Below are 20,215 nucleotides of genomic sequence, written 5' to 3'. Positions count from 1 at the left end.
GGAAATCCTCAGGCCTGGGCCAGCCAGTCGCGATCTTGCAGGAAGTACTCGGTCAGGCGCGCTTCTTCGCTGCCCGGCTCGGCTTTCCAGTCGTAGGCCCAGCGCACTTGCGGCGGCAGCGACATCAGGATCGACTCGGTGCGCCCGCCCGATTGCAGGCCGAACAGGGTGCCACGGTCGTAAACCAGGTTGAACTCGACATAACGGCCGCGACGGAATTCCTGGAACTCGCGCTGCTTGGCGGTGAACGCATCGTTCTTGCGTCGCTGCACGATCGGCAGATAAGCGTCGATGTACGCATCGCCGATGGCGCGCATGAAGGCGAAACTGGTGTCGAAGTCCCACTCGTTCAGGTCATCGAAGAACAGGCCACCGATGCCGCGCGGCTCGTGGCGATGCTTGATGTGGAAGTAGGTGTCGCACCAGGCCTTGTAGCGCGGGTAGACGTCCGGGCCGAACGGCGCGCAGGCCTGTTCGGCGACGCGGTGCCAGTGGATGCAGTCTTCTTCGTTGCCGTAGTACGGGGTCAGGTCGAAGCCACCGCCGAACCACCAGACCGGTTCTTCACCTTCCTTCTCGGCGATGAAAAAACGTACGTTGGCGTGGGACGTCGGCACATGCGGGTTGTGCGGATGGATCACCAGCGACACGCCAAGGGCTTCGAAACCACGCCCGGCCAGCTCCGGCCGATGGGCACTGGCAGACGGTGGCAGGCCACTGCCGAAGACGTGGGAAAAGTTGACGCCGCCCTTTTCGATCACCGTGCCGTTCTCGATCACCCGGGTCCGACCGCCACCGCCGGCCGGACGGGTCCAGGCGTCTTCGACAAAGCGCGTGCCGCCGTCTTCAGTTTCCAGCGCGGCGCAGATGCGGTCTTGCAGGTCGAGCAGATAGGCCTTTACGGCGTCGGTGCGGGTCGTCATGGCTTCACCTTGGATCGGGCGGAACTGCGCGGCGCCCCGCGCAAATGGGCGCGTAGCATACCATCGCAAACCGGCACGCCGCAGTTGACGAAGATCAAGCATGAGCGTTCGATAGGGACCTTCCCAAATGACCCAAGGAGTAGGCAGATGGCCAAGCGAATCCAGTTCCGCGCCCACGGCGGCCCCGAAGTGCTCGAGTACGTTGACTATCAACCCGCCGAACCCGGTCCGCAGCAGGTTCGCGTGAGCAACAAGGCCATCGGCCTGAACTTCATCGACACCTACTACCGCAGCGGTCTTTACTCGCCACCGACCTTGCCGTCGGGTGTGGGTGCGGAAGGCGCCGGTATCGTCGAGGCCGTGGGCAGCGAGGTCACCCGGTTCAAGGTCGGTGACCGTGTGGCGTACGGCAGCGGCCCGTTGGGCGCGTACAGCGACGTCCACGTCTTGCCGGAAGCGAATCTGGTGCACCTGCCGGACGCCATCAGCTTCGAAACCGCCGCCGGCGTGATGCTCAAGGGCCTGACCGTGCAGTACCTGCTGCGCCAGACCTACGAACTCAAGGGTGGTGAAACCATTCTGTTCCACGCAGCGGCCGGGGGCGTCGGTTTGCTCGCCTGCCAATGGGCCAGAGCCCTGGGCGTGAAGCTGATCGGCACCGTCAGCTCGAAAGCCAAAGCCGATCTCGCCAAGGCCCATGGCGCCTGGGAAACCATCGACTACAGCCACGAAAACGTCGCCCAGCGCGTGTTGGAATTGACCGACGGGAAAAAAGTCCCGGTGGTCTACGACGGCGTCGGCAAGGACACCTGGCCGGCTTCGCTGGACAGCGTGGCGCCCCGTGGCCTGCTGGTGAGCTTCGGCAATGCGTCGGGCGCGGTTGACGGCGTGAATCTGGGGATTCTGGCGGCGAAAGGCTCGCTGTACGTCACCCGGCCAACTCTGGCGACCTACGCCAACAACGCCGAAAACCTGCAGCGCATGGCCGACGAGCTGTTCGGGATGATCACCAGCGGCAAGCTGAAAGTGGATATCAGCCAGCGTTATCCGCTGGCTGACGCGGCCAAAGCCCAGACCGAACTGTCGGCGCGGCGCACCACGGGCTCGACTGTCCTGCTGCCCTGACCACCGATGACCTCGTCCCATCTTCATGACGGTGCCGGGGTCTGTTCAGACGTCACAAAAAACGGCGTCTTGCCGGCCAGGGTGGTTTCGAACTCCTGACGAGCAAGACGCTTCACCTCCAGCCCCAGCACACCGGGCAACCTGAACAGTGCGCTGGCTTGTCCTTCAACCTGCAACGCATCTTCAATGACGCTTCGTGTGTCGGCTGTCAGTGAGTCTTCGGCGAGGACCAGACGCATGCGTGCCCCCTCGGGCCGTCGATCAATCTGCACCTGGACATCGGTGGCCTGCAACTGCGGCAAAAGCTGCCGGAGTACGTGCAATACCTGTGACTGGGTGATGAGCGCGCCACCCAGTTTGATCGATGTCTCGACCCGCCCCTCAAGCGCCAGCACCGGCATGGGACTGCCACAGGCACACTTCGTCACTGTGCGCAGGATTCGCCCACGATCCCCGATCCGGTAGCGCAGCAACGGCAAATGATCGGGCAGCAGCGGCGTCAGTAAAAACTCACCGGTTTCTTCTTCAGCCACAGCTTGCAGGGTCAGCGGATCAACCACTTCGAGCAACATGGCATCGGCATGCAGGTGATAAGAACCGTGGTCCAGATGGGCACACTGAAAACCGATGGGACCGGTCTCAGTCGAGCTGTAACCCAGCGAGCGGATCTTCAGCGTCGGCCAATCCCGGGCCAACTGGTCCTGCAGCGTTTTACCGCAGGATTCTCCAATGTAGTAAAGCCACTGCAGGCTGCACAATTGCACAGCGCCGACTGTTTCATGATTGAACAACGCGGCGGCGAAGGAGGGTGTGCATATCAACGTATCCACCTTGTGTGCCTGAATCAGCTCGGCAACGCGCTGCACGCCCATCTGTGAACCGCCAGGCAGCAGGCGTGCGCCAATGTGCTGGACGATGGCCGACGCGTATTGAAAGGCGCCCTGCATTTCCCCGGCCATCAGGCAGTTGATGACCACCTCAGGGCGTTCGTCCGTCTCGCCGAACATCCGTGCCCCCAAGGGTACGATTGCAGCGTTGAACGCCCAGGAATGGGTGATCTGTTTGCGATTGCCGGTGCTGCCTCCCGAGGTCAGGGTCAGCCCGCCACCCAGTGCTCGATGTGAAGCTTCACCGAGCGCGGAAAACAGCCCGCCGCCGGACTCGTCTTCCACCGCCAGAACCGGCAGTCGATGCAGATCGGCCAATCCCTGTACTTCCAGGATTTTCGGATACAGCGCACGAAACCATGGCAGTGAGCGTGCGTAAGCCAATTTGTGTGTTAGAGCCTCGGCCGATACATCCGTGACGAGTTCATTGCTCATGGCCGCGCCCTCCCTGACGAATGCCCAGCTCATCGAATCCGCTACGGACGGCGTTCGCCAGACATTCCAGCTGGCGCTGACTGTGACTCGCGCTGATGGCCAGACGCAGAATCGCCTCGCCCTTGGCCACCACCGGAAACAGCGCGGTGGTGACCGCCATACCCTGCCGGCGCAAATGCTGCGCCAGGCTGATCGCATCTTTCTCGGCGCCGACGCGGACGAAACGAATGGGGGATGCGACGTGATGATTACCCAGCACTGGCCCCAGCAAACGGTCGATCGTGGCGATATTTCTCCACAGCGCCACCTGCAACTGACCCAATTCCGGCGACAAATGAATTTTCCCCGAAGCAACTGCCGCGCCCACCCCGCCAACTGACAATGGTCCGCCAAACGTGTAGGTCGACGCATGACGCCGGATCATTTCGGCATCCGCTTCGGTGCGCACAGTGATCGCCCCACCGGTTGCACCGAACGCCTTCGACAGCGACGACACCAGGATCAGCCGGCCGCGTTGTCGTTCATCCGCCGCGTCCAGTGCGTAACCACCTCCAGCCACGCCATGGATCGAGGTGCCGTGGGCGTCATCCGCATAGAGATAACCGTCGAAACGCTCCGCCAGTTGCAGCAGCCGGTTGATCGGGTAAACACCGCGCATCGAGCCAATGCTGTCGGTCAGGATAATGGGCGTATTACCCGCCGCGACCGCCGTTGAGCACGCTTCCTCCACCTGCTCTACATCGCTGCAATCGCGGCGCTGTATCGGCCCGAATTGCCAGAGAATGCCTTGCAGCACTTGCATCGAAGCATGAGCGGAACGGTCGACAACCCAGCAGGGGCCACGACGCATGGGATATGAGGGCATCTCGCCGGAGCCGAGAAGCGGCAGACAGCCAAGGTGCGCACTGCCCACCGAGTTGAAGGTGACCGAATGCCCCTGAAATATCCGGTTCAGCAGTTCATCCAGCTCACGCATGGGTGGCAACAGCGCCCGGGTTCGTGCGGCGGCGAACTGCACGCCGAAGGACTCGACGGAGTGCATCGCCTCCTGAATCAAGCGAGGATCACACTCCAGCCCCAGATAAGAACACGAGAGAAACTCGGTCAGCCGTTCACCGCTGTCGAGCTCGATCTCTTTGCCTTCACGTTTAGCCAGTTTCAGACCATTGAGCCCGGCATCGAATAGCTGTTGCTGATCGTCACGCGCTTGCCGGACACGGTTTTTGACCCAATTGACGGTCGGTTGAAAAGTGTTCATCGGGATACCTGCAAAGAGGGTGTGCGGCGATAGATCTGGACATGCCAGAGCTGGGTTTTTTCTCGCGCAATGTCTGCCTGGTACTGCTGGGTGATATCGCAGAAACCTGCGCAATCGGGTCGCACCACATGCAAATGCCCGCGCATGACCACCTGTGCGTTTTCCGACAGGGCCGGTGCCAGGCGCTGCAAAACGTTCTTGCCGGCCGCTTCGGGCATAAAGGAAGGCACGTCCGACAGCGATACGAAATCGATGGCTGTTTCCCCGGCAACACAGTCAAGGATGTCGGTCTGCACCACGCGTAACTCGCACTGCTGAAGCCCCTCGCGGGCCCGCTGGAAAATCTGCGGATCGCACTCCAGCGGAAAGCCTTGTGGATAACGCAGCTCACCGAAAAACAGCATTTGCAGGAAAAAGCTCTCGCGGACCACCTGAGTGGTGAACAACGTATGGAAAATTTCCAGATACGCCGCGCGGGAACTGATCCCCAGGTTGTTGGGTGGAAACGCGCCCTTGTACAGCAGCGAATTGAGGACTGCTGCGTTTCCCAGCAAAGCGATCACGGCTTTCCAGCGCTTGAGGGGAAAGCGGTTTCGGTAATACGCCGTTTGCTCCTCGAGCTGGCTGAACTGAAAAATGCCCCGGCCGGCCTTGCCGGTGAACAGTCCGGTGATCTTCGCCAAGCGCTTCAGGGTCTGCTCGAATGCGCCCATGTAGATCGGCGCTTCCCAACGTCGGGACTGAAAAAACACGGACAGCCAGCGACGATCCGCCGGCGGTAAAACCAGTTGCTGGAAGATGGAGCGGCGTCGCGCCCTCATACTTTCCATTCGATAGCCCATGAACGCCATGAACGACTCGTGATCCGTCTGTTCCAGCAGGGCAAAACGCAATCGGGTAAACGCCAGTTGCGGCGCGCTGATATCGGTACAGGTCATGCGTGCCGGGGCGGCGGCCAATAACGGCAAGAGCCGGCCGCCGCATCCGGCGATACCCAGCACGTGCCCGGCATGTCTGGGCAGGATCGCGTACTCAAGCGCGGTGTCCTCATCGCCGAGCGTGTAGTTGAGCCGGTCGAAATAATCAGCCATGTCTGCCCCCAGCCTTCTGATCTGAACATGGGTGTGAGGCTGTCATTGGTTGTCCAGCGCATGGAGGAAGTCATAACGGGGCGCCAGCCCGTGTTGCCAGGCCTCGAACTGCTCATAAACCGCCTCGAGCATGTTGCCGGTCAGACGCAGACTGGTTTCCATGACGGTGCTAATCGCATCCCAGTCATCCTGACGCTTGCAGGTGCGCTGCAGCATGAGTTTGATTTCATTGAAGTGCTCGATATCAATGTCGGAATGCGCAATGAAGAAAGTCAGTTGCGCGGGTTTGAGCGCCAGCGTTTCACTCAGGCTATTAATGAGCGGAGTGATGAACTGATAGGCATTTTCTGCCCAATAACTATAACCAAGCCGTTGTAACGGGTTACCGGTAAAGGAAATCCAATATAAATAAGCGATCAGCACATCGGTGGCCGGAAGTGCTGGCGGAATATCGAAAATTTCATTCTTCAAACCTAGACTCATGACATCATGCAGAGCCATTTTTTCATGACCGACTTCCTGTGCCGCATGTTCAAAGCAGAACTTGGCATACACCGGATTATCCGCATGTCTAACACCCACCAGTCCTTGATTTCGCGCATTGTGCGCCGTGTAGTGAAAAGTCTGGATCATGTAGATCGCATACAAGGCTTTTGAAACGCTGCCTTCGCGGATGGCATTCACCAGCCGCGAACTTTCCAGAATATCGGCCCATGATTTTTCGATTCGCTCATCGAGCAGGCTTAATTGTTGTTCAAAACTGAGAGGCGTATTCATCAACGGGGGTCTCCAATGGGTTGGCGAGCAGGTGGGCGGACTGTTGAAGTGCTGTGAGGATTTGCTGCCATTGAGCCGAGAGCAGCCAGTAATCGCCGCGTTGGCGCTGTTCGATGCGAAGGGCGTCGGTGGTGATGGGCGTCAGGCCGAAGCGCTGGAACAGTCGCCGCTGCGGTGATCGGCACAGCGCGGTAACGCCCTCATAACCCCGCGTGACCGCCCATTCCGTGGCAGCGGCCAGCAGACCGTTGATCGACATGGGGAACTGAGTTTGCGAGTGACTGATCAAGCGACTGAACTCGACATGGCGCGACAGCGTCGTGGCGGGAGACAGTTGCTGCTGCGCCAGTGAGGCCCATTCGAACGGCGCAGGGGTCACTCTCAATACGGCCGTGGGCCTGTCGTGCTGATACAACAGAAAGTGGGTACTGCGCGAAATAATCGCCAGGCGTGTTTCAAGTGACCTGGCTCTGGGTGTCAACATGTAGTGTTGCAATCGCAATCGAAAATGACGGGAAACAAACCGTTCAAACTCTCGTGTGTCTGATCCTGCTTCAAGAATGACGATGCGATAGTTTTCATGACGCCTTTTAAAGGTCGCCTGAATCTCCTGCAGATAATCCGTTAATTGCGAATCCCTGATATCCATTTCTTCTCCGCAGCCGTTAACTTTTCGAAGTTTTCTGAGCGCATTGAAATAATGAATGGTTTTAGAAAAATCGCCACTGTGTGGCTTCTGAGAATAACGTCGGAAAAATTACAACAATTGAATACTTAAAGATTCATCTGACGTAGAAAGGAAAAATTCAAACAAAACGCGGGGCTATAACTTCAGCTAAATGAAGGAAAAATCGCAGGCACGCGTAGTACCCCTCGCCGTGAAAGCCGAGGAGTACTCACGAAATCAACCAAGGGTGGTATCAGGCCGGGCGCACGATATTGCCGGTGGCCAGATCCCGAATCAGGCTCGGGTTCTTGCGACCGCCAAGCGCTCCGCCGAGCACCAGATCGACCTGACCTCGGAAATATTGCTCGACCCGCAAGCGACTCTTCGCCGCCGGTCGCCCCTGTGGATTGGCCGACGTCGAAATCAACGGCCCGACCAGCGAGCACAGATCCCGCACCTGCGGATGATCGCTGACCCGCAGCGCCACGGTGTCATGCACCCCGGTCACCCACTCCGGCAACAGGTTCTGATGCGGCACCAGCCAGGTGTTCGGGCCCGGCCAGGTGCTGGCCATGCGGTCGATCCAGTCCTGGGGGAAATCCTCGAACAGAAAATCGAACTGACGAATATTGTCGGCGACCAGGATCAAGCCCTTGTCCACCGAACGGTTCTTGATCGCCAGCAGGCGATCCACCGCTTCTTCATTCCAAGGATCGCACCCCAGCCCCCAGACGGCTTCGGTTGGATAGGCAATCACCGCCCCGGCGCGAATCTCTCGTGCGGCTTGTTGCACACGCCAACTGTTGACCATGAAAAACTCTCCGCAAACAGGTTTCGCGCAGTTTACCGATCTTCAATGTAAAACCTAGCTCACGCGCGCAAACCAGCGGCCGTTTTCGCACACCGCGCGGCCATCCATCTCCAGTTCGGTCAGCGCCGCCAGCACTTTGGGCAGCGCCCAGCCACTGCTGTCGGCCAGCCCCTCGCTGGTGTGCGGCGCCGCGAGCAGCAGGCTCAACAATGGGTTCTCCGGATTCGCTGCAGCTGTGGATACCGGCAGGTGCTGCCAGCCGCGCAGCGCTTCGAGAATGTGCTCGATAGTTTCCACCAGCACGGCTCCGTCACGGATCAACTGATGACAACCCCGGGCGCCGGGGTGATGAATCGAACCCGGAATGGCGTAAACCTCGCGACCCTGTTCCGCCGCCAGCCGCGCAGTGATCAACGAACCGCTCGCAACGCTGGCCTCGACAACCAGCACGCCAAGGGACAAACCGCTGATGATCCGGTTGCGCCTGGGGAAGTTGCTCGCCGTTGGCCCGGTGTCCAGAGGAAACTCCGAAAGCACCGCACTGCCAGACGCAATCATCGCGTCCGCCAGCCGCCGGTTGCGCTGTGGATAAAAGTTTTCCAGACCGGTACCGAGCACGCCAACCGTTTGCCCGCCGACGTCGACAGCAGCTTGATGCGCGGCGGCATCGATGCCCAGCGCCAAGCCACTGGTGATGACAAATCCGGCCCCCGCGAGGCTGCGGGAAAACGCAGCGGCAGTGTCCATACCCGGGCGGGAAGCGCGGCGACTGCCGACCATCGCCAGTTGCGGTTTTTCCAGAATCCGTGGGTCGCCAGCGACGAACAGCAAGGGCGGCGGGTCGGGAATCTGCGCCAGCAAGGCCGGATAATCCGGGTGATCCCACATCAGCAAATGTTGATCCGGACGCTCTAGCCAGCGCAATGCGTGGCTGGCGCCATCACGAACTCCAGGGCAGCGTCGGGCCTCGGCGCAAGCCGCCGGCAAGCCCAGCGAGCGCCAGGCGCTGGCGGGAGCGCTGATAGCCTTTGAGGCACAGCCGAAGGCTTCGAACAGTTTGGTGAAACGCTTGGGACCGATTTCCGGCAAGCGGTGCAGGCGCAGGCGCGCTTCCAGTTCCGCCGGGGAAACCGATGGAGAGACAGGCATCATCATGGATCATCCTTGATCGTTATAAGGCCCGAACCTTTCGGAACAAGCTGTGGATAACTCTGTTGGTAACTTGTGAAGCCAGCTAAGGATTTCGCACCTTGTCCAGCACCGCCAGCGAGCGCGATGCGTTCAGCACGAGGCCGTAACTGAGTTTGTCGTAGGTGCGGAACACCATCAGCAATCCGGCGCGTTCATCGGGAATTTTCAGTGGCTGGCCAGTGATTCGGTCACGCACGGTTTCCCCGGTTTTCATCACCACCAGCACGTTGCCCTCGGCCAGGCCGTCGCGTTTGCCCTTGTTCAGGGTCACCACGTCCATCGCACCGATCTGCGTGACGCCGCGCGGCACATCGATGATCAGGCCGTTGATGTCGGTGGTGGGAGCGCTGGGCATGAAGGTCGAGTTGATCGAACGCTCTTCGCCGCTGAACAAGCGGTCGCCCAGGCGCACTTCCTGGGTCGTGCGTTGCAGGGCGAGGGTGGCGACGTCGCCTTCGGTGGCGACGATCTCACCGCCGCCGATGTCGTCGGCGTTGATCCCCAGAAACTCCTTGCTCTGCGGATCGGTGTAGACCTTGCCCTGGCGGAAGATGCCGTAGACCGGCTGGTTAGGATCGAAATGGCCACGGGCGAAGATCCGGTCACCGGTGCCGCTGAGCACCCGTTCGGCATCGCCGGCGACGATGTACGGCGCCTTGTCGAAGTCCTCGACCTTGTCGACGATGCGGTTGCTCAGCAGAAAGCTGTTGATGGATTTGAGCGGAATGCTCGGAATCGCCTCTGCTAACGGGCTGGTGCGGATGCGTGGCGACAACTTGATGGTGCCGCGCGACTCACCGCGATTGACGGTCAGGCGCGGCTGGCCGTTGACGTAACTGAGCGTCAGCGTGTCGCCGGGGTAGATCAGGTTGGGGTTTTCGATCTGCGGATTGGCCCGCCACAGCTGCGGCCACTGCCAGGGTTCGCGCAAATATTTACCGGAGATGTCCCAGAGCGTATCTCCCGAAACCACCGTGTATTGCTGTGGAAAACCTTCCTTGAGTTGCACTTGCCCGTGCGCGGCGCCGGCCGAGGCCAGAAACAGCAGGGCGAGTAGTGATTTCCTCATGCGGTGAATCCCTTTATTATGTGCGTTCGCGTGAAACGCCAGAGCCCCCGTGGCTCGCTCCCTGCTCTATGCTGAAAATCAAGGAGCTACGTTTCACAACGGTAGCCTGCATCTTCGGACCCGCCAGGCCATCGCCCGACTTTACCTCACACGTGCAGCAATCAAGCTTATGGCCATTTTGAACATCCTCGAATTTCCGGACCCGCGTCTGCGCACTATCGCCAAACCTGTGGCTGTAGTGGACGACGAAGTGCGTCAGCTGGTCGATGACATGTTTGAAACAATGTATGAAGCGCCGGGCATCGGCCTTGCCGCGACCCAGGTCAACGTGCACAAACGTATCGTCGTGATGGACCTTTCCGAAGACCGCACAGAACCGCGGGTGTTCATCAACCCCGAGTTCGAATCGCTGACCGAAGAAATGGAGCAATACCAGGAAGGCTGCCTCTCGGTGCCGGGTTTCTACGAAAACGTCGACCGCCCGCAGAAGGTCAAGATCAAGGCTCTGGACCGCGACGGCAAGCCTTACGAACTGATCGCCGAAGGCCTGCTCGCGGTGTGCATCCAGCACGAATGCGACCACCTCAACGGCAAGTTGTTCGTCGATTACCTGTCCACGCTCAAACGCGACCGGATCAAGAAGAAACTGGAAAAGCAGCACCGCCAGAACGCTTGATGCCCCTCTCCAAAGGCTTGCTGCGGCAAGCCTTTTTCTTTTTATGAGACTCCCCCATGACTGAGCCACTGCGCATCGTTTTTGCCGGCACCCCGGAATTCGCCGCCGAACACCTCAAGGCCCTGCTGGACAGCCCTTACGAGATCGTTGCGGTCTACACCCAACCGGATCGCCCGGCCGGTCGTGGGCAAAAACTGATGCCGAGCCCGGTCAAACAGCTCGCCCTGGAAAACAATATCCAGGTGTTGCAGCCGCCGACCCTGCGCAACGCTGACGCTCAGGCCGAGCTCGCTGCGCTGAAACCGGATTTGATGGTGGTGGTGGCCTACGGCCTGATCCTGCCGCAAGCGGTGCTGGATATTCCGCGTCTGGGCTGCATCAACAGTCACGCCTCGCTGCTGCCACGCTGGCGCGGTGCGGCGCCGATCCAGCGCGCCGTGGAAGCGGGCGATGCCGAGAGCGGCGTGACCGTGATGCGCATGGAAGCCGGCCTGGATACCGGACCGATGCTGCTCAAGGTCGTGACCCCGATCAGCGCCGAAGACACTGGCGGCAGCCTCCACGACCGCCTGGCCGAAATGGGCCCGCCCGCCGTGGTGCAGGCGATTGCCGGTCTGGCCGCTGGCACCCTGGAAGGCGAAGTGCAGAACGACGAGCTCGCCACCTACGCGCACAAACTGAACAAGGACGAAGCGCGCATCGACTGGAGCCGCCCGGCCGTTGAGCTGGAGCGTCTGGTCCGCGCCTTCAATCCATGGCCGATCACCCACAGCACGCTCAACGGCGAAGCGCTGAAGGTGCTGGCGGCGACCCTGGCCGAAGGCAAAGGCGCACCGGGCACGATTCTCGGCGCCAGCAAGGACGGTCTGCTCGTCGCCTGTGGCGAACAGGCGCTGTGTCTGACCCGCCTGCAATTGCCCGGCGGCAAGGCGCTGAACTTCAGCGATCTGTTCAACAGCCGTCGTGAGAAATTCGCCACCGGCACCGTGCTGGGTACAGCGGTGGACGCGCAATGAACCCGCGTCTGGCCGCCGCCAAGGCACTCGCTGCTGTCCTGAGCGGCAAGGCTTCGCTCAACAGCTCCCTGCCGACGCAACTGGACAAGGTCGAGGACCGCGATCGCGGTTTCACCCAGGACCTGGCGTTCGGCACCGCCCGTTGGCAGCCACGCTTGTCGGCGCTGGCGGAAAAACTGCTGCAGAAGCCGTTCAAGGCAGCGGACGCCGATGTCGAGGCTTTGTTGCTGGTCGGTCTCTATCAACTGCTCTACACCCGCGTCCCGCCGCACGCCGCGATCGGCGAAACTGTCGGTTGCGCCGACAAGCTGAAAAAGCCGTGGGCCAAAGGCTTGCTCAACGCCGTGCTGCGCAATGCCCAGCGCGAACATGAGGCGATCTTCGCCGAACTGGAGCGCGATCCGGTGGTGCGCACCGCCCACCCGCGCTGGCTACAAAAATCCCTGAAGGCCTTCTGGCCTGAGCAATGGGAAGCGATTTGCGAGGCCAACAACGCGCATCCGCCGATGATCCTGCGGGTCAACCGCCGTCATCACAGCCGTGACGCCTACCTTGGTCTGCTGACTGAAGCGGGTATCGCCGCGCAGCCGTGCACCTTCAGCCGCGACGGCATCGTGCTGGAGGCCGCTGCCGACGTGCGCAGCCTGCCTGGCTTCGCCGAAGGCTGGATCAGCGTGCAGGACGAGGCCGCGCAACTGGCCGCCGACCTGCTTGACCTCGCGCCGGGCCAGCGAGTGCTGGACGCCTGCTGCGCGCCGGGCGGCAAGACGTGCCACATCCTCGAAGCCGAACCGGCACTGGCCGGCGTGGTGGCGGTGGATCTGGAAGCCAAGCGGCTGGTGCGAGTGAAGGAAAACCTCGAGCGCCTCGGTCTGAACGCCGAACTGATCGCCGCCGACGGTCGCGACACGGCAGCCTGGTGGGACGGCAAACCGTTCCAGCGCATCCTGCTCGACGCGCCGTGCTCGGCCACCGGCGTGATCCGCCGCCATCCGGACATCAAGCTGACCCGTCAGGCCGACGACATTGCCGCCCTCGCGCAACTGCAAGGCGAGTTGCTCGACGCGATGTGGAAAACCCTCGAAGTGGGCGGCATCCTGCTTTACGCCACCTGCTCGACCTTGCCGACCGAGAACACCGAAGTGATCGCCGCGTTCCTTGAGCGCACACCGGGTGCCCGGGAGCTGGATCTGGCCACCACCGCCGGGATCAAGCAGCCCCATGGTCGCCAATTGCTGGCCCAGCGGGGCGGGCATGACGGGTTCTACTACGCCAAGCTGATCAAGATCGCTGCCGCGCGCGGCTAAACGGATTCAATGGAGTGACTGGATGAAAATCATCATCCTCGGTGCGGGACAGGTCGGCGGTTCGCTGGCTGAACATCTGGCCAGCGAGGCCAACGACATCACGGTGGTCGACACTGACGGCGACCGTCTGCGCGATCTTGGCGACCGCCTCGACATCCGTACCGTGCAGGGCCGTGGCTCGTTGCCGAACATTCTGCGTCAGGCCGGTGCCGACGACGCCGACATGCTAGTCGCGGTGACCAACAGCGACGAGACCAACATGGTCGCCTGCCAGGTCGCTCACACCCTGTTCCACACCCCGACCAAGATTGCCCGGGTGCGCGAAGCGTCGTACCTGACCCGCGAGGAGCAACTGTTCCAGAACGAGGCGATTCCGGTCGACGTGCTGATCAGTCCCGAGCAGGTCGTCACCAACTACATCAAGCGTCTGATCCAGCATCCCGGCGCCTTGCAGGTGATCGATTTCGCCGAAGGCCAGGCACAACTCGTCGCGGTGCGCGCCTACTACGGCGGGCCGTTGGTGGGTCAGCAACTGCGCCAGTTGCGCGAACACATGCCAAATGTGGAAACCCGAGTCGCCGCGATTTTCCGTCGTGACCGACCGATTCTTCCCCAGGGCGATACCGTGATCGAGGCCGACGACGAAGTCTTCTTCATCGCCGCCCGTGCGAACATTCGCGCAGTGATGAGCGAAATGCGCCGTCTAGACGAAAGCTACAAGCGCATCGTCATCGCCGGTGGCGGGCAGATCGGCGAGCGGCTGGCCGAGGCCATCGAAAGCCGCTACCAGGTGAAGATCATCGAGATGAACCCGGCGCGCTGCCGTTATCTCTCCGACACACTCGACAGCACCGTGGTGCTGCAGGGCAGCGCGTCGGATCGCGACCTGCTGCTGGAAGAGAATATTGCCGACGCGGACATCTTCCTTGCCCTGACCAACGACGACGAAGCCAACATCATGTCGTCGCTGCTGGCCAAACGTCTGGGCGCGAAGAAGGTGATGACGATCATCAACAACCCGGCGTACGTCGACCTGATCCAGGGCGGCGACATCGACATCGCCATCAGCCCGCAACTGGCGACTATCGGCACCTTGCTGGCCCACGTGCGGCGCGGCGATATCGTCAGCGTGCACTCATTGCGTCGGGGCGCGGCAGAGGCCATCGAAGCGGTGGCCCATGGCGATTCGAAGTCGAGCAAAGTCATCGGCAAGGCCATCGAAAACATCGCGCTGCCGCCAGGAACCACCATCGGCGCGATCATCCGCGATGAAGAAGTGATCATCGCTCATGACGATACGGTGATCGCAGCGGGCGACCATGTGATCCTGTTCCTTGTGGATAAAAAGCATATTCGCGATGTGGAGAAGCTGTTCCACGTAGGACTGAGTTTCTTCTGACCGACCAAGAGGCGAGACCGATGATCGAATCCCTGGAAAAAATGCTCGCCAAGGGTGTGGATAACTCGCTGCTGCGCTTCGGCCTAGGCAAGGGTTATCTGGATCTGGGGGAGAATGCGAAAGCGGCCGAGCATTTCCAGCGTTGCGTCGGCTTCGATCCGAAATACTCGGCGGCGTGGAAATTGTTGGGCAAAGCGCAAGTGGCGCTGGGTGACATGGCGGCTGCGCGTCATGCGTGGGAGCAGGGGCTGGAAGCGGCCCGGGCCCATGGCGACAAGCAGGCCGAGAAGGAAATGACGGTGTTTCTGAAGAAGCTCGAACGGCAGAAGCCGTGACGGCTGTGGATAACCCGTTTGGTCAGGTTATCCACAAACGCCCATCGTCTATCAGTACCAGCGCGCCTCGCCCGGCGGACGCTTTTTGAAGCGTTTCATGCTCCACATGTACTGGCTCGGATAAGCCGCCACATAACGCTCGACGACTTTACTCATCGCCGCGCAGGAGGTCTCAGTGTCGGTGCTGTACATCGCTTCCGGCGCCGCTTCGAGGATCACCTTATAGCCGGAACCGTCCGGCAACCGCAGGGCATGCAGGAACACCCCAACCGCTTTGCCACCGGCCAGCATGTTCGGCACGAACTTGCTGGTCAGGGCCTGGGTGGCGAAGAACGGCACGAAGATCCCGGCGGATTCGGCCGGTTCCGGGTCCGCGGGAATCCCCACCTGACCACCCTTGCGCACTTCCTTGATGACACTGAGGATGCCTTCCTTGGTCGACGCAGCGACCTTGTTGCCCAGTTGCACGCGTTGTTTGCGCAGCAATTCGTCCACAGCCTTGAGCTTCGGCGGCCGGTAGAAAATGATCGGTTTGCACTGGCTGCAATAGAAGTGGTTGAGCACCTCCCAGTTGCCCAGGTGGCTGGTGATGCCGACCACGCCCTTGCCCGAGGCCAGCGCTTCTTTCAGCACTTCGAGCCCTTCGACTTCGCGCACCAGGTCGATGGAACGCTGGGCCGGCCAGATCCAGGCGCAGGCGCTTTCGGTCAGAGACTTGCCGATGTCTTTCAGGGTCTGGCCGACCAGACGCTCGCGTTCGGCCGGGTCCATCTGTGGAAAACATTTGGCGAGGTTGATCCGCACCACATCGCGGGAACGGTTGGGGGTTTTCCACATGATCCAGCCGATCGCCGAACCCACGGCCTGCACGGCCCGCCACGGAAGCAGGGCAAACAGCCGCAGAGCGCCAACCAGCATGGCGCCTTTAAACTTTTCCACAGGTCACTCCTGATCTTGTGCTGTGCGCGAGGCGGCCATTCTAACCGGCGTTGACGAGCTGCGCGTAGCGGTCGCAGTCCTGGGTGTGATCCATGACCATGCCCGAGGCCTGCATCAGCGCGTAGCAGATGGTCGGACCGACAAAGGTGAAACCGGCCTTTTTCAGGCCTTTGCTCATGGCCACGGCCTGCGGGGTGATCGCCGGGACTTCGCTGCGATCCTTGAAATGATTGATCACCGGGCGGTTATCCACAAACGACCAGAGGAAGGCCACCGGATCCTCCAGCGCCAGCCAGGCCTGGGCGTTGCGTCGGGCGGCGTTGAGCTTGAGGCGGTTGCGGATGATCCCCGGATCGAGCATCAATTGATCGATTTCCGCGTCGCTCATCTGCGCCACGCGCTGTACGTCGAAGCCGAACAACACCTCGCGATACCGCTCGCGTTTACGCAGTACGGTGATCCACGAAAGCCCGGCCTGGAACCCTTCGAGCAAAAGCAACTCGAACAAACCCTGCGCATCGCGTAGCGGCGTGCCCCACTCCTGATCGTGGTAAGCCATGTACAGCGGATCTTCGTTGCACCAAAAGCAGCGTGGCATAAGGCTCCAGGGGGTGGAGGTGCGACTGAATCGGGTATACTCCCGCTCTTTAAATCGCAGCCCAAGAAACAGGTGAATTTCGTGAGCCAGCCTACGCCAGCCGTGCGTACCTTCCAAGACTTGATCCTCGCGCTCCAGCAATACTGGGCCGAGCAAGGTTGTGTGGTACTTCAGCCCTACGATATGGAAGTAGGCGCCGGCACTTTCCACACCGCGACATTCCTGCGCGCCATCGGCCCGGAAACCTGGAACGCCGCCTACGTGCAGCCAAGCCGCCGTCCGACTGACGGCCGTTACGGCGAAAACCCGAACCGTCTGCAGCACTACTACCAGTTCCAGGTCGTCCTGAAGCCGAACCCGGACAACTTTCAGGAGCTGTACCTGGGCTCCCTCAAGCATGTCGGCCTGGACCCGCTGGTCCACGACATCCGCTTCGTCGAAGACAACTGGGAATCGCCGACCCTCGGCGCCTGGGGTCTGGGCTGGGAAGTCTGGCTGAACGGTATGGAAGTGACCCAGTTCACTTACTTCCAGCAGGCGGGCGGCATCGAGTGCTACCCGGTGACCGGCGAGATCACCTACGGTCTGGAGCGTCTGGCCATGTACCTGCAGGGCGTGGACTCGGTCTACGACCTGGTCTGGGCTGACGGTCCGTTCGGCAAAGTGACCTACGGCGACGTGTTCCACCAGAACGAAGTGGAGCAGTCCACCTACAACTTCGAACACGCCAACGTCGACAAGCTGTTCGAACTGTTCGATTTCTATGAAAGCGAAGCCAAGCGCCTGATCGAACTCGACCAGCCGCTGCCGTTGCCAAGCTACGAAATGGTTCTGAAGGCCTCGCACACCTTCAACCTGCTGGATGCGCGCCGGGCGATCTCGGTGACTGCGCGTCAGCAATACATTCTGCGCGTTCGCACCCTGGCGCGTTCCGTCGCCCAAGCCTACCTGCTGGCCCGCGCCAAGCTGGGCTTCCCGATGGCAACCCCGGACCTGCGTGACGAAGTACTGGCCAAGCTGGAGGCTGCACAATGAGTGCTCAAGATTTTCTGGTTGAACTGGGCACCGAAGAACTGCCACCCAAAGCCCTGAACACCCTGGCCGAAGCGTTCCTGGCCGGTATCGACAAGGGCCTGCAAGCTGCCGGCCTGAATTACGAGACCAAAACCGTCTACGCCGCGCCGCGTCGTCTGGCCGTGCTGATCACTGCGCTGGCCACCCAGCAGCCGGATCGCAGCATCAACCTCGACGGCCCGCCGCGTCAGGCCGCGTTCGATGCCGAAGGCAACCCGACTCAAGCGGCACTGGGCTTCGCCAAGAAGTGCGGCGTCGAGCTGAGCGAAATCGACCAGAGCGGTCCGAAACTGCGCTACAGCCAGAACATCGCCGGCAAGCCGACCGCCAGCCTGCTGCCGACCATCGTCGAAGACTCGCTGAACGACCTGCCGATCCCGAAACGCATGCGTTGGGGTGCGCGCAAGGAAGAGTTCGTGCGTCCGACCCAGTGGCTGGTGATGCTGCTCGGCGACCAGGTCATCGACTGCACGATCCTTGCCCAAAAGGCTGGTCGTGAATCCCGTGGCCACCGTTTCCACCACCCGGAAAGCGTGCGCATCGGTTCGCCGTCGAGCTATCTGGCAGACCTGCGTGCCGCCTACGTGCTGGCCGACGCCAACGAGCGTCGCGAAATCATCAGCAAGCGCACCGAAGAGCTGGCGACCCGTCAGGAAGGCACCGCGATCGTGCCACCGGCGCTGCTCGACGAAGTGACTGCGCTGGTCGAGTGGCCGGTGCCGCTGGTGTGCTCGTTCGAGGAACGTTTCCTGGACGTGCCGCAGGAAGCGCTGATCACCACCATGCAGGACAACCAGAAGTACTTCTGCCTGCTGGATGCCGATGGCAAGTTGCTGCCGCGTTTTATCACCGTGGCCAACATCGAATCCAAAGACCCGCAGCAGATCATCGCCGGTAACGAGAAAGTGGTTCGCCCACGTCTGACCGACGCCGAGTTCTTCTTCAAGCAGGACAAGAAGCAGAAGCTCGAAGCGTTCAACGATCGCCTGCAGAACGTGGTGTTCCAGGAAAAACTCGGCAGCGTCTACGACAAGGCCGAGCGCGTATCGAAACTGGCCGCGTACATCGCCGCTCGCATCGGCGGCAACGCTTCGTGGGCTGCCCGCGCAGGCCTGCTGTCCAAGTGCGACCTGGCGACCGAGATGGTCGGCGAATTCCCGGAGATGCAAGGTGTCGCCGGTTACTACTACGCCCTCAATGACGGCGAGCCGGAAGACGTTGCCCTGGCGCTGAACGAGCAGTACATGCCGCGCGGTGCCGGTGCTGAACTGCCAGCCACCCTGACCGGTGCGGCCGTGGCCATCGCCGACAAACTCGACACCCTGGTCGGCATCTTCGGCATCGGCATGCTGCCGACCGGCAGCAAAGACCCGTATGCCCTGCGCCGTGCGGCACTGGGCGTGCTGCGGATCCTGATCGAGAAACAACTGGATCTGGACCTGAACGACGCCGTGGCTTTCGCCGTGAATGCGTTCGGTGCCAAGGTCAAGGCTGCCGGCCTGAACGACGCGGTGCTGGAGTTCATCTTCGACCGTCTGCGTGCGCGTTACGAAGACGAAGGCGTGGATGTCGCGACGTACCTGTCGGTACGTGCCCTGAAGCCGGGTTCGGCGCTGGACTTCGACCAGCGTGTGCAAGCGGTTCAGGCCTTCCGCAAACTGCCGGAAGCGGCAGCGCTGGCGGCGGTGAACAAGCGTGTGTCGAACCTGCTGAGCAAGGTGGAAGGCTCGGTGCCGACCGAAGTCCAGGCCAAGTACTTCGACAACGCCAACGAGTTCTCCCTGTACTCGGCGATCCAGCAAGCGGACCAGGCTGTACAGCCAATGGCTGCGGCGCGTCAGTACAACGAATCGCTGGCACGCCTGGCCGCTCTGCGCGAGCCGGTGGACGCGTTCTTCGACGCGGTGATGGTCAATGCCGACGACGCCAATGTGCGGGCCAACCGCTACGCGCTGCTGGCGCGTCTGCGTGGCCTGTTCCTGGGCGTTGCCGACATTTCGCTGCTGGGTTGAGGGATTGCTGTTGAAACTGCTGATTCTCGATCGGGACGGAGTGATCAATTACGACTCCGACGCTTACATCAAGTCGGTGGAGGAGTGGATTCCGCTGCCCGGCTCGATCGAAGCGATTGCGCAGTTGAGCAAGGCCGGCTGGACGGTGGCGGTCGCCACCAACCAGTCGGGCATTGCTCGCGGCTACTACGACCTCGCCACCCTCGATGCCATGCACGCGCGTCTGCGCGAACTGGTGGCGGAGCAGGGCGGTGAAGTCGGGTTGATCGTGTACTGCCCGCATGGGCCGGACGAGGGTTGCGACTGCCGCAAGCCAAAACCGGGGATGTTGAAAACCATCGCGCAGCATTACAACGTCGCGCTGACGAATGTCTGGTTCGTCGGCGACAGCCTTGGTGACCTGGAGGCCGCCAACGCCGTCGATTCACAGCCCGTTTTGGTAAAGACCGGGAAAGGCGAAAAGACTCAGGCCAAGACCTTGCCGGTGGGCACCCTGATTTTTGACGATCTCGCGGCGATTGCCGCAGAACTTATCCACAACTAGAGTGCTTCTGAAGTTCCTGACCAGGGATTGATCGGGAGTGCGCTTGAACAGTCGGGCATTGCCCGTAACGGTAAACGTCGC

At 61.2% G+C, this 20,215-nt stretch carries 20 protein-coding genes; 9 read left to right on the top strand and 11 right to left on the bottom strand.

Annotation, left to right across the window (positions count from 1 at the left end):
• Window positions 1-8 precede the first annotated feature (8 nt).
• On the bottom strand, window positions 9-923 hold the full coding sequence (gene hemF / locus CAF74_RS24265) for an oxygen-dependent coproporphyrinogen oxidase (protein WP_007954079.1): 915 nt from the start codon (window positions 921-923) through the stop codon (window positions 9-11).
• Between the two features lie 147 nt (window positions 924-1,070).
• Here hemF and CAF74_RS24260 point away from each other — a divergent pair, with 147 nt between their 5' ends.
• On the top strand, window positions 1,071-2,048 hold the full coding sequence (locus tag CAF74_RS24260) for an NADPH:quinone reductase (protein ID WP_085748023.1): 978 nt from the start codon (window positions 1,071-1,073) through the stop codon (window positions 2,046-2,048).
• Window positions 2,049-2,071: 23 nt separating this feature from the next.
• Here the strand turns inward: CAF74_RS24260 and CAF74_RS24255 are convergent, their stop codons facing one another.
• The 8 genes from CAF74_RS24255 to CAF74_RS24220 form a co-directional block, all read right to left on the bottom strand.
• On the bottom strand, window positions 2,072-3,370 hold the full coding sequence (locus CAF74_RS24255; protein WP_085748022.1) for an AMP-binding protein: 1,299 nt from the start codon (window positions 3,368-3,370) through the stop codon (window positions 2,072-2,074).
• Window positions 3,360-4,628 (bottom strand): aminotransferase class I/II-fold pyridoxal phosphate-dependent enzyme, encoded by a 1,269-nt coding sequence (locus CAF74_RS24250; protein WP_085748021.1) that lies wholly within the window; start codon window positions 4,626-4,628, stop codon window positions 3,360-3,362. Before CAF74_RS24250 ends, CAF74_RS24255 begins: the two co-directional genes overlap by 11 nt.
• A complete protein-coding gene (locus tag CAF74_RS24245) occupies window positions 4,625-5,719 on the bottom strand; it encodes a DUF3419 family protein (RefSeq protein WP_085748020.1) in 1,095 nt (364 codons plus the stop codon). The genes CAF74_RS24250 and CAF74_RS24245 overlap by 4 nt, the downstream gene beginning before the upstream one ends.
• 42 nt (window positions 5,720-5,761) lie before the next feature.
• Window positions 5,762-6,496 carry an iron-containing redox enzyme family protein gene (locus CAF74_RS24240; RefSeq protein WP_085748019.1) on the bottom strand — a complete coding sequence of 245 codons (735 nt, stop codon included), beginning with the start codon at window positions 6,494-6,496 and terminating at the stop codon, window positions 5,762-5,764.
• Entirely contained in the window at window positions 6,474-7,145 is a 672-nt protein-coding gene (locus CAF74_RS24235) for a hypothetical protein (RefSeq protein WP_085748018.1), read from the bottom strand. The genes CAF74_RS24240 and CAF74_RS24235 overlap by 23 nt, the downstream gene beginning before the upstream one ends.
• 271 nt (window positions 7,146-7,416) lie before the next feature.
• Entirely contained in the window at window positions 7,417-7,974 is a 558-nt protein-coding gene (locus CAF74_RS24230) for an L-threonylcarbamoyladenylate synthase (protein ID WP_007954101.1), read from the bottom strand.
• 54 nt (window positions 7,975-8,028) lie between these two features.
• Window positions 8,029-9,129 carry a DNA-processing protein DprA gene (gene dprA, locus CAF74_RS24225; RefSeq protein ID WP_085748017.1) on the bottom strand — a complete coding sequence of 367 codons (1,101 nt, stop codon included), beginning with the start codon at window positions 9,127-9,129 and terminating at the stop codon, window positions 8,029-8,031.
• Window positions 9,130-9,208: 79 nt separating this feature from the next.
• Window positions 9,209-10,234 carry a LysM peptidoglycan-binding domain-containing protein gene (locus CAF74_RS24220; protein ID WP_085748016.1) on the bottom strand — a complete coding sequence of 342 codons (1,026 nt, stop codon included), beginning with the start codon at window positions 10,232-10,234 and terminating at the stop codon, window positions 9,209-9,211.
• 169 nt (window positions 10,235-10,403) lie between these two features.
• Here CAF74_RS24220 and def point away from each other — a divergent pair, with 169 nt between their 5' ends.
• The 5 genes from def to CAF74_RS24195 are packed head-to-tail and all read left to right on the top strand — an operon-like array spanning window position 10,404 to window position 14,967.
• Entirely contained in the window at window positions 10,404-10,910 is a 507-nt protein-coding gene (gene def, locus CAF74_RS24215) for a peptide deformylase (protein ID WP_064116564.1), read from the top strand.
• 56 nt (window positions 10,911-10,966) lie between these two features.
• Window positions 10,967-11,926 (top strand): methionyl-tRNA formyltransferase, encoded by a 960-nt coding sequence (gene fmt, locus CAF74_RS24210; protein ID WP_085748015.1) that lies wholly within the window; start codon window positions 10,967-10,969, stop codon window positions 11,924-11,926.
• Window positions 11,923-13,233 (top strand): 16S rRNA (cytosine(967)-C(5))-methyltransferase RsmB, encoded by a 1,311-nt coding sequence (gene rsmB / locus CAF74_RS24205; RefSeq protein WP_085748014.1) that lies wholly within the window; start codon window positions 11,923-11,925, stop codon window positions 13,231-13,233. Before fmt ends, rsmB begins: the two co-directional genes overlap by 4 nt.
• 22 nt (window positions 13,234-13,255) lie before the next feature.
• Window positions 13,256-14,632 carry a Trk system potassium transporter TrkA gene (gene trkA, locus CAF74_RS24200; RefSeq protein ID WP_085606334.1) on the top strand — a complete coding sequence of 459 codons (1,377 nt, stop codon included), beginning with the start codon at window positions 13,256-13,258 and terminating at the stop codon, window positions 14,630-14,632.
• A 20-nt stretch (window positions 14,633-14,652) separates the two neighbouring features.
• Window positions 14,653-14,967: a tetratricopeptide repeat protein gene (locus CAF74_RS24195; protein ID WP_085748013.1), complete on the top strand. Its 315-nt coding sequence runs from the start codon at window positions 14,653-14,655 to the stop codon at window positions 14,965-14,967.
• Between the two features lie 51 nt (window positions 14,968-15,018).
• Here CAF74_RS24195 and CAF74_RS24190 read toward each other — a convergent pair whose 3' ends face one another.
• Window positions 15,019-15,906, bottom strand: a complete 888-nt coding sequence (locus CAF74_RS24190; RefSeq protein WP_085748012.1) for a lysophospholipid acyltransferase — start codon at window positions 15,904-15,906, stop codon at window positions 15,019-15,021.
• Window positions 15,907-15,946: 40 nt separating this feature from the next.
• Window positions 15,947-16,504, bottom strand: coding sequence for a DNA-3-methyladenine glycosylase I (gene tag, locus CAF74_RS24185; protein ID WP_085748011.1), 558 nt, complete (start codon window positions 16,502-16,504; stop codon window positions 15,947-15,949).
• An 81-nt stretch (window positions 16,505-16,585) separates the two neighbouring features.
• Here tag and glyQ point away from each other — a divergent pair, with 81 nt between their 5' ends.
• From glyQ to gmhB, 3 genes are read left to right on the top strand one after another with little or no spacing between them, the layout of a single operon-like run.
• Window positions 16,586-17,539: a glycine--tRNA ligase subunit alpha gene (gene glyQ / locus CAF74_RS24180; RefSeq protein WP_003187265.1), complete on the top strand. Its 954-nt coding sequence runs from the start codon at window positions 16,586-16,588 to the stop codon at window positions 17,537-17,539.
• Entirely contained in the window at window positions 17,536-19,590 is a 2,055-nt protein-coding gene (gene glyS / locus CAF74_RS24175; protein ID WP_085748010.1) for a glycine--tRNA ligase subunit beta, read from the top strand. The genes glyQ and glyS overlap by 4 nt, the downstream gene beginning before the upstream one ends.
• A gap of 4 nt (window positions 19,591-19,594) precedes the next feature.
• Window positions 19,595-20,134: a D-glycero-beta-D-manno-heptose 1,7-bisphosphate 7-phosphatase gene (gmhB, locus tag CAF74_RS24170; RefSeq protein ID WP_176240507.1), complete on the top strand. Its 540-nt coding sequence runs from the start codon at window positions 19,595-19,597 to the stop codon at window positions 20,132-20,134.
• Window positions 20,135-20,215 lie beyond the last annotated feature (81 nt).

The sequence above is a fragment of the Pseudomonas sp. R45(2017) genome, from assembly GCF_002112305.1.
GTDB classification, from domain to species: Bacteria; Pseudomonadota; Gammaproteobacteria; order Pseudomonadales; family Pseudomonadaceae; genus Aquipseudomonas; species Aquipseudomonas paraglycinae.
This window is presented reverse-complemented; position numbering and strand designations above follow the sequence as displayed.

Bases quoted from the DNA above. Each gene is read 5' to 3' on its own strand.
- rsmB (WP_085748014.1), top strand. From the start codon at position 11,923: ATGAACCCGCGTCTGGCCGCCGCCAAGGCACTCGCTGCTGTCCTGAGC.
- glyS (WP_085748010.1), top strand. From the start codon at position 17,536: ATGAGTGCTCAAGATTTTCTGGTTGAACTGGGCACCGAAGAACTGCCA.
- CAF74_RS24245 (WP_085748020.1), bottom strand. From the start codon at position 5,719: ATGGCTGATTATTTCGACCGGCTCAACTACACGCTCGGCGATGAGGAC.
- CAF74_RS24220 (WP_085748016.1), bottom strand. From the start codon at position 10,234: ATGAGGAAATCACTACTCGCCCTGCTGTTTCTGGCCTCGGCCGGCGCC.
- CAF74_RS24240 (WP_085748019.1), bottom strand. From the start codon at position 6,496: ATGAATACGCCTCTCAGTTTTGAACAACAATTAAGCCTGCTCGATGAG.
- CAF74_RS24250 (WP_085748021.1), bottom strand. From the start codon at position 4,628: ATGAACACTTTTCAACCGACCGTCAATTGGGTCAAAAACCGTGTCCGG.
- hemF (WP_007954079.1), bottom strand. From the start codon at position 923: ATGACGACCCGCACCGACGCCGTAAAGGCCTATCTGCTCGACCTGCAA.
- tag (WP_085748011.1), bottom strand. From the start codon at position 16,504: ATGCCACGCTGCTTTTGGTGCAACGAAGATCCGCTGTACATGGCTTAC.
- CAF74_RS24230 (WP_007954101.1), bottom strand. From the start codon at position 7,974: ATGGTCAACAGTTGGCGTGTGCAACAAGCCGCACGAGAGATTCGCGCC.
- CAF74_RS24195 (WP_085748013.1), top strand. From the start codon at position 14,653: ATGATCGAATCCCTGGAAAAAATGCTCGCCAAGGGTGTGGATAACTCG.
- CAF74_RS24255 (WP_085748022.1), bottom strand. From the start codon at position 3,370: ATGAGCAATGAACTCGTCACGGATGTATCGGCCGAGGCTCTAACACAC.
- trkA (WP_085606334.1), top strand. From the start codon at position 13,256: ATGAAAATCATCATCCTCGGTGCGGGACAGGTCGGCGGTTCGCTGGCT.
- CAF74_RS24235 (WP_085748018.1), bottom strand. From the start codon at position 7,145: ATGGATATCAGGGATTCGCAATTAACGGATTATCTGCAGGAGATTCAG.
- def (WP_064116564.1), top strand. From the start codon at position 10,404: ATGGCCATTTTGAACATCCTCGAATTTCCGGACCCGCGTCTGCGCACT.
- dprA (WP_085748017.1), bottom strand. From the start codon at position 9,129: ATGATGATGCCTGTCTCTCCATCGGTTTCCCCGGCGGAACTGGAAGCG.
- fmt (WP_085748015.1), top strand. From the start codon at position 10,967: ATGACTGAGCCACTGCGCATCGTTTTTGCCGGCACCCCGGAATTCGCC.
- CAF74_RS24260 (WP_085748023.1), top strand. From the start codon at position 1,071: ATGGCCAAGCGAATCCAGTTCCGCGCCCACGGCGGCCCCGAAGTGCTC.